Source organism: Nonomuraea sp. IBHARD001 (assembly GCF_056106265.1).
Map to the genome: position 1 here is coordinate 7,687,753 of NZ_JBWBBW010000002.1, position 15,625 is coordinate 7,703,377.

General features: G+C 70.2%; 11 protein-coding genes. 3 read left to right on the forward strand and 8 right to left on the reverse strand.

Going from position 1 to position 15,625, the window contains the following annotated elements; genetic code table 11:
* Window positions 1-81: 81 nt before the first annotated feature.
* Complete coding sequence (locus ACTWNK_RS36585; RefSeq protein ID WP_474309487.1) at window positions 82-990, forward strand: CAP domain-containing protein; 909 nt, start codon at window positions 82-84, stop codon at window positions 988-990.
* Window positions 991-1,297: 307 nt separating this feature from the next.
* Here ACTWNK_RS36585 and ilvC read toward each other — a convergent pair whose 3' ends face one another.
* From ilvC to ACTWNK_RS36610, 5 genes are all read right to left on the reverse strand, one after another.
* A complete protein-coding gene (gene ilvC / locus ACTWNK_RS36590) occupies window positions 1,298-2,281 on the reverse strand; it encodes a ketol-acid reductoisomerase (RefSeq protein WP_474311096.1) in 984 nt (327 codons plus the stop codon).
* Window positions 2,282-2,314: 33 nt separating this feature from the next.
* A complete protein-coding gene (ilvN, locus tag ACTWNK_RS36595) occupies window positions 2,315-2,839 on the reverse strand; it encodes an acetolactate synthase small subunit (RefSeq protein WP_474309488.1) in 525 nt (174 codons plus the stop codon).
* The gene (locus ACTWNK_RS36600; RefSeq protein WP_474311097.1) at window positions 2,836-4,608 is read right to left on the reverse strand and encodes an acetolactate synthase large subunit; all 1,773 of its coding nucleotides are present in this window, start codon (window positions 4,606-4,608) and stop codon (window positions 2,836-2,838) included. The genes ilvN and ACTWNK_RS36600 overlap by 4 nt, the downstream gene beginning before the upstream one ends.
* Before the next feature lie 230 nt (window positions 4,609-4,838).
* Window positions 4,839-7,502, reverse strand: a complete 2,664-nt coding sequence (locus ACTWNK_RS36605) for a putative bifunctional diguanylate cyclase/phosphodiesterase (RefSeq protein ID WP_474309489.1) — start codon at window positions 7,500-7,502, stop codon at window positions 4,839-4,841.
* Window positions 7,503-7,848: 346 nt separating this feature from the next.
* Window positions 7,849-8,757: a 2-hydroxyacid dehydrogenase gene (locus ACTWNK_RS36610; protein ID WP_474309490.1), complete on the reverse strand. Its 909-nt coding sequence runs from the start codon at window positions 8,755-8,757 to the stop codon at window positions 7,849-7,851.
* Between the two features lie 187 nt (window positions 8,758-8,944).
* On the opposite strand from ACTWNK_RS36610, the gene ACTWNK_RS36615 reads away from it, so the two are divergent.
* Entirely contained in the window at window positions 8,945-10,051 is a 1,107-nt protein-coding gene (locus ACTWNK_RS36615; protein ID WP_474309491.1) for a PQQ-dependent sugar dehydrogenase, read from the forward strand.
* 4 nt (window positions 10,052-10,055) lie between these two features.
* Here the strand turns inward: ACTWNK_RS36615 and ACTWNK_RS36620 are convergent, their stop codons facing one another.
* The 3 genes from ACTWNK_RS36620 to ACTWNK_RS36630 all read right to left on the reverse strand — a co-directional run bounded on the left by ACTWNK_RS36620 (window position 10,056) and on the right by ACTWNK_RS36630 (window position 14,486).
* Window positions 10,056-12,038 carry a VanW family protein gene (locus ACTWNK_RS36620; RefSeq protein WP_474309492.1) on the reverse strand — a complete coding sequence of 661 codons (1,983 nt, stop codon included), beginning with the start codon at window positions 12,036-12,038 and terminating at the stop codon, window positions 10,056-10,058.
* Between the two features lie 196 nt (window positions 12,039-12,234).
* A complete protein-coding gene (locus ACTWNK_RS36625) occupies window positions 12,235-12,921 on the reverse strand; it encodes a response regulator (protein ID WP_474309493.1) in 687 nt (228 codons plus the stop codon).
* The gene (locus ACTWNK_RS36630; RefSeq protein ID WP_474309494.1) at window positions 12,918-14,486 is read right to left on the reverse strand and encodes an ATP-binding protein; all 1,569 of its coding nucleotides are present in this window, start codon (window positions 14,484-14,486) and stop codon (window positions 12,918-12,920) included. The genes ACTWNK_RS36625 and ACTWNK_RS36630 overlap by 4 nt, the downstream gene beginning before the upstream one ends.
* Window positions 14,487-14,635: 149 nt before the next feature.
* Here ACTWNK_RS36630 and ACTWNK_RS36635 point away from each other — a divergent pair, with 149 nt between their 5' ends.
* Window positions 14,636-15,604, forward strand: coding sequence for a tripartite tricarboxylate transporter substrate binding protein (locus ACTWNK_RS36635; protein ID WP_474309495.1), 969 nt, complete (start codon window positions 14,636-14,638; stop codon window positions 15,602-15,604).
* Window positions 15,605-15,625 lie beyond the last annotated feature (21 nt).

Genomic DNA, 15,625 nt, shown 5'->3' on the forward strand with positions numbered 1-15,625 from the left:
TCAGATTTTTCGTGACACGCCCGTTCTGCGCCCACCAGAATGCGGCTTCGAAACAGTGTCTAACCCCCATCGGAGGACATCGTGCGCAGACAGCTCCAGGCACTCGCCTGCCTCGGAAGTCTGGCGGCATTGAGCGCTCCGGTCTCCATCGCCCACGCGGAGACCTCCCTCTCCCGGCCCGTGCTCGCACAGGCCACCTCCGCACAGGCGGCATACGACACGTGCAAGGTCGTCGCCGCCAAGCCGTACCTCGACGCGAAGGGCATGATCCGCGGCGCGGGCACGCGGGCGGGCTGCGACGAGCAGGCCACGCTCAGGATCAGGATCCGCCACGCCAGGCCCGGACCGGACCGCACGCTCAAGAGCGCGGCGACCAGGCTGGTCAACGGCAATATCGCCGCCCGCGTCAAGTGCACCAACGTGCCGCGCGTCTACTACGTGCTCGCACTCGACTACGAGGGCAACTGGCAGACCTCCAGGACCGCCCGCCTGTCGTGCAAGTCGACGCCCACCCCGACACCGACCACCCCGACCCCGGCGCCCACCCCGAGCCCCACCGCGACCGGCACGCCCACCACGCCGCCCTCACCCGGCACGCCCGGCGCCCCGGGCTCGGCGATCGAGAACGAGGTCGTCAGGCTGACCAACGAGGCACGCCAGGGCAACGGCTGCCGCCCGCTCACCCACGACCCCAAGCTCCAGGTCGCCGCGCGGGGCCACTCGGCCGACATGGCCGCCAAGAGCTACTTCGACCACACCTCGAAGGACGGCCGCTCCCCCGGTGACCGCATCCGCACCGCCGGATTCGCCCCGATCAGCGCCTGGGGCGAGAACATCGCGATGGGCCAGCGCACCGCCGCCTCCGTCGTCCAGGGCTGGCTGAACAGCCCCGGCCACAAGGCCAACATCATGAACTGCGCCTTCACCCACATCGGCGTCGGCCAGGACCCCAAGGGCCCGCACTGGACCCAGGTCTTCGGCCGCCACTGACGCCCGCCCCTCAGACCCTCGATCCCGCCGTACCGGCGCGCCCCCCAGCGCCGGTACGGCGAAGAGCGGATCCTGTACGGCGGGCAGCCCGCGCCACGCGCTTCACCGGCACCCGGCACCGCCCTGCTCCACCGCATGACGGCGACCGGAGATGCCCGGCCGGAGCGGCGCGCCGGACTGGCCATGGCCGCACACCCACGGCGGCCGTCCCCGGCGCCGGCCGTACAGGATCGCAAGGCAGTGCCCGGCATGACAGAACCGCCGCCTGGGGAGGTCCCCAGGCGGCGGGCGGGTACAGCGTGGACGATCAGCCCTTGAGCCAGCTCATCATCGGGCGGAGCTTGGCGCCGGTCTTCTCGATCGGGTGCTCGGCGAGCTCCTCGCGGTAGGTGTTGAACTCCTTCTGGCCGCCGTCGAACTCCTCGACGAGCTGACGGGCGAAGGTGCCGTCCTGGATCTCGCCCAGGATGCGCTGCATCTCCTTCTTGGTCTCGGAGTTGACCACGCGCGGGCCGCGGGTGTAGCCGCCGTACTCGGCGGTGTCGGAGACCGACCAGTACATCTTGGAGATGCCGCCCTCGTACATGAGGTCGACGATGAGCTTCATCTCGTGCAGGCACTCGAAGTAGGCGACCTCGGGCTGGTAGCCGGCCTCGATGAGCGTCTCGAAGCCGGTCTTGATCAGCTCGGAGACGCCGCCGCACAGCACGGCCTGCTCGCCGAACAGGTCGGTCTCGGTCTCCTCGGTGAAGGTGGTCTTCAGCGCTCCGGCGCGGGTGCCGCCGATGCCCTTGGCGTAGGACAGGGCCAGCTCCAGGGCCTTGCCCGAGGCGTCCTTCTCCACCGCGACCAGACACGGCACACCGCGTCCGGCCTCGAACTGGCGGCGGACCAGGTGGCCGGGGCCCTTCGGGGCGACCATGGCGACGTCGACGCCCTCGGGCGCCTCGATGAGGCCGTAGCGGATGTTGAGGCCGTGGCCGAAGAAGAGGGCGTCGCCCTCCTGGAGGTTCGGCTGGATGTCGGCCGTGTACAGGTGGCGCTGCACGTGGTCGGGCGCGAGGATCATGATGAGGTCGGCCTCGGCGGCGGCCTCGGCGGGCGTGACGACGCGCAGGCCGTCCGCCTCGGCCTTCTCGCGGCTCTTGCTGCCTTCGGGCAGGCCGACGCGCACGTCGACACCGGAGTCACGCAGGGAGAGAGCGTGGGCGTGGCCCTGGCTGCCGTACCCGATGACGGCCACGACACGGCCCTGGATGATCGACAGGTCGGCCTGGTCGTCGTAGAAGATCTCAGTCACTTGCATGCCTTTCGGGGATTGATGTTAAGCGGTCCGGTCCAGGGCCCGGAGCGAGCGATCGGTGATGGAACGGGCGCCGCGGCCGATGGCCACCATGCCCGACTGGACGAGCTCCTTGATGCCGAAGGGCTCCAGCACCTTGACGAAAGCCTCCAGTTTGTCCGGCGTGCCGGTGACCTCGATGGTCACGGCGTCGGACGCGACGTCGACGCAGCGGGCACGGAAGAGCTGGACCAGCTCCAGCACGTGCGAGCGGCTTTCGGCGTCGGCCTTGACCTTGATCAGCATGAGCTCGCGCTGCACGGATTGCGTGGTGTCGAGCTCGACTATCTTCAGGACGTTGACCAGCTTGTTGAGCTGCTTCGTCACCTGTTCGAGCGGGAGCTCCTCGACGCTCACCACAATGGTCATGCGGGAGATGTCGGAGTGCTCGGTGGGGCCGACCGCGAGCGAGTCGATGTTGAACCCGCGGCGGGAGAACAACGCGGAGACACGGGCCAGGACGCCGGGCTTGTTCTCGACGAGAACCGAGAGTGTGTGCCTGCTCACAGCTGCTCCTCGCTGTCCCAGTTCGGCGCCATGTCCCTGGCGTACTTGATGTCGTCGTTGCTGGTGCCGGCGGCGACCATCGGCCAGACCATCGCGTCCTGGTGGACGACGAAGTCGATCACGACGGGCACGTCGTTGATCTCCATGGCCTTCTTGATCGTGGCGTCGACGTCCTCGGCACGCTCGCAGCGCAGGCCGACACAACCATAGGCTTCGGCGAGCTTCACGAAGTCGGGAATCCGCCGGGTGGTCTGCAGGTTCGTGTTGGAGTAGCGCTGGTCGTAGAAGAGGGTCTGCCACTGCCTGACCATGCCGAGGTTACCGTTGTTGATGACCGCGATCTTGATCGGCACGCCCTCGATGGCGCAGGTGGCGAGCTCCTGGTTGGTCATCTGGAAGCAACCGTCGCCGTCGATGGCCCAGACGGTGGCGTCGGGCCGTCCCATCTTCGCGCCCATCGCGGCCGGAACGGCGAAGCCCATCGTGCCGAGGCCGCCGGAGTTGATGAACGTCCCCGGCTTCTCGTAGTCGACGAACTGCGCGGCCCACATCTGGTGCTGGCCGACTCCCGCCACGTAGTAGGCGTCGGGCCCGGCGATGGCGCTGATGCGCTGCATGACGTACTGCGGCGCCAGCGTGCCGTCGTCGAACTCGTCGTAGCCCAGCGGGTAGGTCTGCTTGACGCCGTCGAGCAGGGCCGTCCACTCGCTGTAGTCGGCCTTGCCGTCGACGGCGTTGAGCAGTTCGACCAGCACCTCGCGGCAGTCCCCGACGATCGGGACGTCGGCGTGACGGTTCTTGGAGATCTCGGCCGGGTCGATGTCGGCATGCACGACCTTGGCGTGCGGCGCGAACGACGACAGCTGGCCGGTGACCCGGTCGTCGAAGCGCACGCCCAGGCCGATCAGCAGGTCGGCCTTCTGCAGGGCGCCGACGGCCGACACACTGCCGTGCATGCCGGGCATGCCCATGTGCAGGGGGTGGCTGTCGGGGAAGGTGCCCCTGGCCATCAGCGTGGTGACGACCGGGATGCCGGTCAGGTCGGCCAGGCGCAGCAGTTCGGCCGAGGCGTTGGCCTTGTGCACACCGCCGCCGACATACAGCACGGGCCGCTTGGCCTCGGCGATCAGCTTGGCGGCCTCGCGGATCTGCTTGGAGTGCGGCCTGGTCACCGGGCGGTAGCCGGGCAGCTGCATGACGGGCGGCCAGGAGAAGGTGGTCTCGGCCTGCAGCGCGTCCTTGGAGATGTCGACCAGCACGGGACCGGGCCTGCCGGTGGAGGCGATGTGGAAGGCCTCCATGATCGTGCGCGGGATCTCCGCGGGGTCGGTCACCAGGAAGTTGTGCTTGGTGATCGGCATGGTGATGCCGGAGATGTCGGCTTCCTGGAAGGCGTCGGTGCCGATCGCACCGCTGGGGACCTGGCCGGTGATCGCGACGATCGGCACGGAGTCCATGTAGGCGTCGGCGATCGGCGTCACCAGGTTCGTCGCGCCGGGTCCACTGGTGGCCATGCAGACGCCGACCCTGCCGGTGGCCTGGGCGTATCCCTCAGCCGCGTGTCCGGCGCCCTGCTCGTGCCTGACGAGCACGTGGCGGACCTTGACCGAGTCGTAGAGAGGGTCATAGGCGGGAAGGATGGCGCCGCCAGGGATCCCGAATACGGTGTCGACTCCGACATGCTCCAGTGCCTTGACGAGGGACTGCGCACCTGTCATCCGTTCGGTCATCTCTTCGTTCCTCGGCTCGTTCCTTGAGTGGCTGAGCAGTTGCTGACATAAAAAAGGCCCCTCTCCCGCCTGAGGGGCGGGACCGGGGCGGCGCGCAGGTCGAAGTGCTTCGCTATCGGCCCGCGCGCCGGCGAAGTACTACGAGAATTTCACTGCGAAGCATGTTCACACCTTAGCTGCTCGTAGGGCCGAAGTGTCAACCTGGTGGAATCACGGTCTCACCATACGAGATGTGTCGTTCAGGAGACGGAAGGCGGCGAGCCTGTCGCTCAGGAGACGGACGGCATGGAGAAGCTCGTCCGCATGAGCGAGTCGACCCCTCTGGCCGCCATCGGCCTGGCCACCAGGTAGCCCTGGCCACGGGTGCAGCCCATCTCCCGCAGGAGTTCGAGCTGCTCGGGACGCTCGATCCCCTCGGCGACGACGATGAGCCCGAGGTCGTGGCCGAGCCTGACGATCGTGCGCGTGAGCAGCGTCAGCGTCTCGTCACGGCCGAGCCCGGAGACGAACGAGGGATCGATCTTGATCATGTCGACCGGGAGCTGCCTGAGGAAGGCGAGCGAGGCGTAGCCCGTGCCGAAGTCGTCGATGGCCAGGCGCACGCCCAGGGCCCGCAGCTCCGAGAGCCGCCCGATCGTCTCCTCGGCATCCTCGACCAGCATCTCCTCGATGACCTCAAGGGTCAGCGCCGAGGCCGGCAGCCCGCTCTCCTCCAGCGCGGACGAGACGGTCTCGACGAAACGCGGTGCGGTGATCTGCCTGGCCGACAGGTTCAGCGACAGGCCGATGTCCCAGGACGACGCCCGCCAGGCGGCCACCTCCCGGCACGCCTCGCGCAGGATCCACTCGCTGAGCGGCACGATCAGGCCGGTGTCCTCGGCCGCGCCCAGGAACTGCTCGGGCGGCACGAAGGTGGAACCCCGCCACCAGCGCACCAGCGCCTCAACCGCGGTCACCCGTGAGGTGGCCAGGTCGACGACCGGCTGGTACTCCACGGCGAACTGCCCCTCCATCAGCGCCCGCTGCAGATCGGCCGCCAGCTCCAGCCTGCGTACGGCGTCGGCGTGCATGTGCGCCTCGAACGCCTCGACCCTGCGCCCGCCGAGCTCCTTGGCCCTGGCCATGGCGACGTCGGCGTTGCGGATCAGGTCGCCCGACGGCATGCCGTCCTCGGAGAAGGCCACGCCCACGCTCGCGGTGAGCGCGATGTCGCGGTCGGCCACCCGGAAGGGCTCCTGCGAGACCGCCCTGACCAGCCGTTCGGCCAGGTCGACGACGCTCTGCGCCTCGGTGCCCGTCTCGACGAGCACGGCGAACTCGTCGCCGCCCCAGCGGGCCAGCGTGTCGTCGCTGCGTACGGCCGAGCGCAGGCGTCGTGCCGCCTGGCCGAGCAGGTAGTCGCCGCTGGCGTGTCCGACCGAGTCGTTGACACCGGTGAACCCGTCGAGGTCAAGGAAGATCACAGCAGTGCGACCTCCGGCCCTGCCCGCCACGACCTCCCGGGTGCGCTCCTCGAAGTAGGCCCGGTTGGGCAGGCCGGTCACGCCGTCGTGGAAGGTCAGGTGCGCGACCTGGTTGCGCAGGGCGACCTCGTCGCTGACGTCACGGGTGGTGACGAGCAGGAGGTCCTCGCCGTGGACGTGCCTGGTGGCGACCGACTCGGTCGGACGCCAGGTGCCGTCGGCCGCCCGGACCCGGCACGCGATCATGCAGGCGCCCGGCTCGGGATGCTCGGCCTCGATCGACATCGCCGACAGCGCCGCCTGCAGTCCGGGCACGTCCTCGGGGTGGATGTAGTCGAAGATCGAGCCGCCGACCACGTCGTCGGGGCGGTAGCCGTAGGTGACCTCGACGCCGGAGCCGATCTCGTGCACGACGCCCTCGGTGTCGAGCATGAGCACGACGTCGCCGGTGCTCTCGGCGAGCTCGCGCAACTGCCTGTCGCCGAGCGCGACCAGGTGACGCATGCGGGCATGGCTGGTCAGCAGGACGAACAGGCGCACGGCCAGCACCAGGATCACCGAGGCGGCGACCACCACCACACCGCTGACGGTGGCGACCTGCCCGGCCCCGACCAGGTGCACGGCCAGCACACAGGTGGCGGCGACGACCAGCACGAGCGGCAGCACCGAGATCAGCGTCGAGGCGACGGGACCGGTCGGCGGCCTGGACTCCTCGTCGGCCGCGTCCAGCACCCGGGAGGTGCGCCCGCTCCACGGCACGGCGGCCAGCAGCAGGAACGCGACGGGCGCGAGCATCAGGCCGGAGGCGGCGGGGTCGCCGTCGCCCAGCCTGGACAGGGCGAGCGCCATCTCACCGGCCGTGGTGGCCGCGAGCACGCCGAGCCCGGCCAGGCCGATCGGCCAGGCGGACGAGCGCGTGGTGACGACGGTGGCGCCGACCAGGCAGGTGAGCAGCAGGCAGATCATGGGGGCGAGCAGCGTCAGCGTGAACGTCGTCGACTGCCCGACCTCGCCGTGCAGGTGCCTGAGCACGACCACCCAGCTGATCAGGAAGAGCGAGGCCGCACTGAGATAGGCGTCGGTGAGCTGACGCAGCAGCGCGCGTGGACTGAGCGAGGCGCCCGCGAGCGTCGCACAGCCGAACGCCAGCAGCCCGGCGCCCACCAGCACGAGCAGGTCGGCGAAGCTCACCACGAAGGCGGCGGAGGCGGCGACGGGCCGAAGCCCCAGGCCGACCAGCCACACGATGGAGCCCGACGCCAGCCAGCGCGTCGCCGCCCGGTGGGTGGGCGACTCCATCCGCCGCCCGGCCAGCAGCAGCGAGAACGCCGCGAGCAGCGCGGTCAGCACCCCGGCCACCGTGCCGGTGAGCACGGCGGGAGCCCCTGCGACCAGAGCAGCCGCGAGCCCGGCCACACCGACGCCTGCGGCGGCGGCCAGCGGTGCCCGTGGATCACGCCAGCGGATCAATGTCGTTGCCCATTCAATGTCGACCTACGTCGGCTGTGACGGCCACAGCTCACATCGTCAGTGTGTGCGCTCCCGAAGGCGCGCGTGTTGACAACACAGGAGATCGTCACCGATCTGATAACCACACAGACCACATGTCCTGCGATCGCCCTGACGCGGAGCGGTAGCGCGAAGGGCCCCGGTCACGACACCGTCGGTACTCGATTACGGTACGCACCGAAGGTCACGACGTAGCCACGTTCCGGATTCAGTAAGCCTGGAAACGTGCCGATCCATTCACCACGACACTCGCATTTCGCCAGATTCCCGGCCAGATGCCGTCCTGTGATTCGGCCCTCGAAGACGATCAGTACGAGTGGGCGATGACATTCTTGAGCGGCTCGCCCGCCAGATGCCTGAGCACCTGCGAACGCACCAGGCGTCTGGCCCTGCGCTCGGACGCGGGCGTGCTTCCCGCCACATGCGGGGTGATGAGCACACCGGGCGCGCTCCACAGCGGATGACCGGGCGGCAGCGGCTCCGGGTCGGTGACGTCGAGCGCGGCCAGCAGCCTCCCCGAACGCAACTCCGCGACCAGCGCGCCGGTGTCGACGACCACGCCGCGCGCCGCGTTGACCAGCACGGCACCGTCCTTCATCCGGGCCAGGAACGCAGCGTCGACCATGCCCCTCGTACTGGGCGTCGCCGGCACGAGCAGCACGACCACATCGGCCTTCGGGAGCAGCGCGGGCAGGTCGTCCTGGCCGTGCACCCCCTCCCTCGGCGTGCTCGCCACCCGGACGACGTCCACCTCGAAGCCGTCGAGCCTGCGTTCGAGCGCCGCGCCGATGGAGCCGTAGCCGACGATCAGCACGGTGGCGTCGGCCAGCACGCCGGTGTGCCGGTAGCTCCATCGCCCTTCGGCCTGGGCGGCCCCGAACGCCGGGAACTCGTGCAACACCGCGATCATCGCCCCGACCGCCCACTCGGCGGTGCCCGCGTCGTGCACCCCCTTGGCGTTGCACAGCACGACACCGTCGGGCAGATGCGGCAGGTACGGCTCGACCCCGGCGGTGACGGTCTGCAGCAGCTCCAGCTTGCCCATCCGGCCGAGCAACGGCTCCACACCCGGCGGCGTCATCAACGGCGGCACCCAGATCCTGGCCTCCTCGGCCCCGTCGGGCACCTCACCCCTGCCGTCGTACACGACACACTCGACATCGGGCAGGTCCTCCAGCACACCCGCCACACCCTCGGACGGCACCCAGATCTTCATGCCCCATACCTTAGATGCGGATCTTCCCCCCCGCCCCGCTACGGCTCCCGCCACCCCCAGCACCCCCGCAGGCACAGGGCCCCGTCCCTCCCCCACGCTCCCCCAGCAGAACTCCGCCTCCCACCCCAACGCCGCCCGCACCGCGCCCGGATGGGAACCTCCCGGCGTCGGGGGCAGTATGGAGCGTATGAGGAGAATCCCGGTGTGGTGTGTGGCGGTTGTGATGGTGGCGGGTGTGGGGTGTTCGGCGGCGCCGGCGGAGGAGGTCGGGCAGGGGGTCACCCCGGGCGCCGGGCCGCCCGCGACGTCCACGCCTGCGACGTCGCCGACGTCGCCGGGCCCGCCCAAGGTCGTGGCCAAGGGGCTGGCCGTACCGTGGGGGGTGGCCTTCCTGCCTTCGGGGGACGCGCTGGTGAGCGAGCGCGACTCGGCCAGGCTGGTGCGGGTGGGGGCGGACGGGACGACGCGGGAGGTGGGCGTCGTCGAGGGGGTGCGGCCGGGGGGCGAGGGCGGGCTGATGGGGGTCGCGGTCTCGCCGAAGCACGCGGACGACGGTTACGTCTTCGTCTACCTCACCGCCGACGCCGACAACAGGATCGTCAGGTACCGTCTCACCGACCAGGGCCTCACCGCGCCCACGGTGATCCTCGACGGCATCCCCAAGGCGGGCATCCACAACGGCGGCAGGATCGCCTTCGGTCCGGACGGCTTCCTCTACGCCAGCACCGGCGAGGTGGGCGACCGGCCGATGGCCCAGGACCGCGACTCGCTCGGCGGCAAGATCCTGCGCCTGACCCCGGACGGCGAGGCCGCGCCGGGCAACCCGTTCGGCACCCGTGTCTACTCCTACGGCCACCGCAACGTCCAGGGCCTGGCCTGGGACCCCGAAGGCCGGATGTTCGCATCGGAGTTCGGCGCCAACGCCTTCGACGAGCTCAACCAGATCAAGGCGGGCGGCAACTACGGCTGGCCCGAGGTCGAGGGCAAGGGCGGCGACCCCGCCTACATCGACCCGATCGCCACCTGGCCCACGTCGGAGGCCTCCCCCAGCGGCCTGGCCTACGCTGCGGGCTCGTTGTGGATGGCCGGACTACGCGGCCGGCGCCTCTGGCAGATCCCGCTGAGCGACGGCCGCGCCACCACCCCGAAGGCACACTACGACGGCACGTACGGCAGGCTGCGCGCGGTGGCGCTCGCACCCGACGGCTCACTCTGGTTCGGCACCAGCAACCACGACGGCCGCGGCTCGGCCCGCGAGGACGACGACAAGATCCTCAGCATCGTCCCGGGCTGAGCGCCTACTCGCAGACCAGCTTCAGCTGCGGCCGGTAGACCGTCGTCTTCTTCTCGCGCTTGATCTCCTTGCCGTCCTGCTTGAAGATGCGCGTCATGTCGACCGTGAAGCCGTTGCCGCCCGCCATGGCGTGACAGTCGGGCTCGCTCGACGTCTCGGTCTTGAACGGCGTGACGTTGTAGAACGGCGAGGCCAGATGGGTGATCTCGTATCGCTTGGTGCTCCACAGCGTGACGGTGATCGACGTGGCCGTGTAGGAGGTCTTCACCAGCACGCCGTACTCGGAGTCGTTGCGCCATCTGAGGTCGATGTTCGGCCAGAACAACGTCGCCTCACGGCCGGCGGGATAGCGCGAGATGTAGAACATGTGGGCGGTGTGCGCGATGTCCTCGAACCCGCCGAAGAAGGCGGCGTTGTACATCGTGGTGGCGAACTGCGAGACGCCGCCGCCCACGCCGTCCTCGATCTTGCCGCCGACGATCTGGCCCGCGGGCAGGAAGCCCTTGGCCGAGGTGCGCTCGCCGACCACCTCGTTGATGGAGAACGTCTCGCCGGGCTTGACGAGGTAGCCGTCGACCATGTCCGCGATCTTGTGGATGTTCGTCACCCTGGCCTCGCAGCAGTCGTGCCTGGTGGTGAAGGAGCCGACCTTCTCGACGATGCCGAGTTCGCGCACCTCGTTGTCGGTCACCCTCGGCTTGACGATGGCGAAGGAGACCTCGATGGTCCGCTCGCCCCCGGTGGCGACGACCTCGGCGACGTCGGCCGCCAGCCTCTTGTCGTCGACGCCTCTGCCCTTGCGGGCCGGGACGAGTTCGGGCTTGCCGCCGACGATGTCGTAGGTGGCGTCGCGCGGGGCCTGGGTGGCGTCGACGAGCGCGTCCTCGACCCCGGCGAGCGCCTCCTTGGCGTCGAACCTGGGTTCGAGGCCGCCCTTGCCGTCGGAGACGAAGGTGAGGTGCGCGGCCAGGGTGGCGACCGGGATCTGGGCCTGCCTGCCGCCCTTGGTGAGCGTGATCGGGCCCGACAGCGCCTGGGCGGCCATCTGCGCCGCCTTCTTCACACCCGCCTCGGTGGTCTTGGGCCGGTCGGTGCGCACCGGCAGCTTGACCGATGCCGTGCCGTCGGTGAAGGCGTTCCTGATGGCCTCGGCGGCGCCGTCCTGGTCCAGGACGAGGCCCTCCCTGGGCAGCACGGTCACGGGGGTCAGGCCCTTGTAGCCGACCCTGCCCTCGCGTGCCTGCCTGTCGACCTGCTCGGCCAGGCGTTCGACGGTCCTGGTCAGGGCCGCCTCGTCGACCGAGAGCTTCGGTTCGAGGTCCACCGTGCCGGTCAGCGCGCGCCAGACGTCGGCGGGGCCGGGGAAACCGCTGGGCGCCTGCTCGATCGTGGTCACCACGTCGAGTTCGACCCCGGCCTCCTCGGGCGAGATGGTCTGCTTGCGGCCGACGGCCTCGACCGTGATCGGCTCCTCGATCTTGGGAGCCAGTTCGTCGCGCAGCTTGTCGGCCGCCTGGGTGGCGGTCAGCCCGCCGATGTCCACGCCCGCGACCCTGGTGCCGGGCAGCACCGCGCCCGACATCATCACGGCGGGCACCACATAGGCCAGTACGGCGAGCACGGCCAGGACGACGAGCAGGACGAGGAACACGCGTCCCTTGCCTCGGCGCGGCGGCTCCGGCATCGTCATCGGCGGCCTGGGCGAAGGCTCGGGCAGGCCGAAGACGGGAGGCGGTGGCGGGGCCGGGACCTCGCGCTGGGCCTCGGTCATGGGCCACGGCTGGGGAGGGGGCGCGACCGGCGGGAGCGCGGTGCCCTGGCCGCCCTCCATCCCGCGTTCGGAGGGACGGGTCGCGCCGAAGATGTCAGGGGAGACGCCGGGCGGCAGACCCGGCGACTGGGGCCTCGCCACGGGATCGCCCATGGGAAGCGGCACCGAGGCGAACGGGTCGGTCGGCGGGTCGATCGACTTTCCGGCGTTGCGCACGCCCCCAACTCCTCCTGGTCAGCTTGAGGTAAACCCTAGGACACTCCGGTCATGATTTGTCACGGTAATGTGCACAAGTCGGCCACATACCCTGCAATAGCGCATGTCCTGTCGCGCAATTGCTCACCGAGCTACCCGCCGGTAGCCGCCGGACGAAAGCAGTCCCGAGCCGATTCCTCTTCACGCCTCCCGCGCCTCACCCCCGCACCCACCGATACCGATGCTCGGGCCGTCCGGCCGTGCCGTACCGGGGGCGCAGTTCCGCCCGGCCGATCGCGCAGAGGTACTCCAGGTATCTCCTGGCGCTCACCCGTGACAGCCCGGTCACCGCTGCGGCCTCGACGGCCGACAGGTCGCCCTCGCTGTCGCGCAGCGCCTGGGCGATCAGCGCGCACGTCGCGGCCGACAGGCCCTTGGGCAGGGGCGCCTGCCGACCGGGCTGCGCCTGGGGGCGGCCCGCGGCGGCTCCGCTGAACAGGCGGTCGATGTCGTCCTGCCTGGCCACGGGGCCGAGTGCGGTGAACTGGCGGCGCGTGTGCAGGTACTGCGCGAGCCGCTCGGTCAGGGCCGACTGGGTGAACGGCTTGATCAGGTAGTTCACCGCGCCGCCACGCATGGCCGCCCTGACCGTGGACACGTCGCGAGCCGCACTGATCATGATGACATCGACGCCGTCGAGCGCCTTGAGCACCTCGAGCCCGGACAGGTCGGGCAGGTAGATGTCCAGCAGCACCAGGTCGGGCGCCAGCTCCCCTGCCGCCTCGATGGCCGCGACGCCGGTGTGCGCGGTGCCGACGAGCTCGAAACCGGGAGTCCTGCTGACATAGCCCCCGTGGATCCTGGCCACCATGAAGTCGTCGTCGACGACCAGTACCTTGATCATGACGACACCTTCGCCGCCCGTGGCACCGGCAGCAGGGCGGTGAACACCGCGCCGCCCGAGTTGTGCACCCGGACCCAGCCGCCCCTGCGCAGGCACGCCTGCCTGGTCAGCGCCAGCCCGAGCCCTCTGGGCCCCGACAGCGCCGCCTTGGTGGTGAACCCCTCCCTGAAGACCTCCTCCACCAGATCGGGCGTGATGCCGGGCCCGGAGTCCCCGACCCTGACGTGCAGCCCCTCGGCATCGGCCCGCACCGACACCTCCACCCGGCCCGGCTGCCCGCCCAGGGCGTCCAGCGCGTTGGCCACCAGATTGCCCACGACCAGCACGGCGTCCTGAGGATCGCCGATCGACCCTTCGGGCACCTCGGTGTCGGCGGCCAGCACCAGCGAGGCCCCGCGTTCGGCCGCCTCCGCCGACTTGGCCAGCAACAGCGCGGCCAGCGTCGGATCGGCGACCCGCGCCCGGATGTCGGCCGTGTACGGCGAGTGCGTGGTGCTGGTGATGAAGCCGATCGCCGCCTCGTGCTCGCCGAGCTCCAGCAGGCCGATCACCGTGTGCATGCGGTTGGCGAACTCGTGCGCCTGCGCCCGCAACGCCTCGGTCGTACTGCTGGCATGGTCGAGCTCCTGTGCCAGCCGTACCAGCTCGGTGCGGTCGCGCAGGGTGACCACCCAGCCGGTGTGCCTGGCGCGGACCGAGACGGGGGTGCGGTTGAGCACGAGGACGCGGTCGCCGTGCAGCACGATCCTGTCGACGCCCGGGTCGGCGCCGCCGAGCACGTCGCGCATGCGGTCGGAGACCGGCATGTCGGCCAGCCGGTCGCCGACGTCGCCGAGCAGTTCGCGTGCCGCGTCGTTGACCAGGGTGACCCTGCCGTTGAGGTCGAGTGCGAGCACGCCCTCCTTGACGCCGTGCAGCACGCCTTCGCGCTGTTCGAGCAGGGCGCCGATCTCGCTGGGCTCCAGGCCGAACGTCTGGTCGCGTACCCTGCGGGCGATCAGCGCGGCGGCGCCGCCACCGGCGACCAGGACGGCGAGCACCGTCCACAGCAGCGGCGGCAGCGCGTCGCCGAGCTCCTCGGCGACCGTCTTCTCCAGCACGCCGACCGAGGTCAGGCCGATCACGTTGCCGTCGTCGTCGAAGATCGGCGCCTTGCCTCTGACCGTGGTGCCGATCGTGCCGGTCTCGGTGCCGACCCACGTCTCGCCGCTGGTCAGCACCTCCGAGCCGTCGGTCGACAGCCGCTTGCCGATCATCTGCGGGTTGGGATGGGCGTAGCGGATCTGGTGCCTGTTGGCGATCACGACATAGTCGGCGCCCGTCGCGTCCTGCACGCCGAGCGCGATCGGCTGCAGCAGCAGGGCCGGGTCCGCGGCGTCGAAGGCGTCGCGCACGCCGGGCAGGCCCGCGACCGACTGGGCGATGGCCAGCGCCCGCTGCTGGTGCAGCGCGTCCAGCAGGCCCCTCGCGTGTTTCGCCCACACCCCGGCCGTGCCCCCTGCGGCGACCAGCACGATCACCATCTGGAGTACGAAGAGCTGGGTACCGAGTCTCACCGATGCCATGCAACCAGCGTGAGGTCACAGCGGGGTTGCCCGCACTATGACCAATACGACCATTACGACGCCAATCACAAAAAGCATCGACTCCCGGTAGCAGGGGCTTCACGATCCATGCCACACGAATGTGAACCACCCCCCACCTGGAGCGACCCATGCGTCTCACGACCATCGCCGCACTGGCCGCCGCGGCCGCGCTCGCGCTCACCGCCTGCGGCGCCGACTCGGCGGGCACCACCGCGAGCGCGCTGCGCATCATGGCACCCGCCGCGCCCGGCGGCGGCTGGGACACCACCAGCAGAACCGCCGAGCAGGCGTTCAAGGCGGTCGCACCCGACCGCAAGGTGGAGGTGTTCAACGTGCCGGGCGCCGGAGGCACGATCGGCCTGGCCCAGCTCGCCGGCGAGAAGGGCAACGGCGGCCTGCTGATGACGATGGGCCTGGTCATGGTCGGCGCCATCGAGCAGAACAAGTCCAAGGTCACCCTGGCCGAGACGACACCCATCGCCAAGCTGACCGAGGAGTACGAGATCGTCGTCGTGCCCGCCGACTCCCCGTTCAAGACGCTGGCCGATCTGACGGCCGCATGGAAGGCCGACCCGGCGAAGGTCTCGGTCGCGGGCGGCTCGGCGGGCGGCACCGACCACATCCTGGCCGGGCTGATGGCCAAGGCGGCGGGCGTCGACCCCAAGCAGGTCAACTACATCGCGCACTCGGGCGGCGGCGAGGCGCTCAGCGCCCTGCTCGGCAACACGGTCTCGATCGGCGTCTCCGGCGTCGGCGAGTTCGCCGAGCACGTCAAGTCCGGCAAGCTGCGCGCGCTCGGCGTCTCCTCCCCCGCCAGGATCGCCAGTGTGGACGCCCCCACGCTCAAGGAGGGCGGCCTCGACGTCGAACTCGCCAACTGGCGCGGCATGGTCGCACCCGGCGGCCTGGACGAGGCGGCCAAGAAGGCGCTCACCGACGCCGTCGTCGCCATGCACGGCTCCCAGGCGTGGAAGGACGCCGTGGCCAAGAACGGCTGGATCGACTCCTTCCAGACCGGTCAGCAGTTCGCCGACTACCTCGCGGCCGAGCAGACCAGGGTCAAGGCGATCATCGCCGAGATGGGCCTGGTCTCCTGATGTCGTACTTCTACAGCTGGA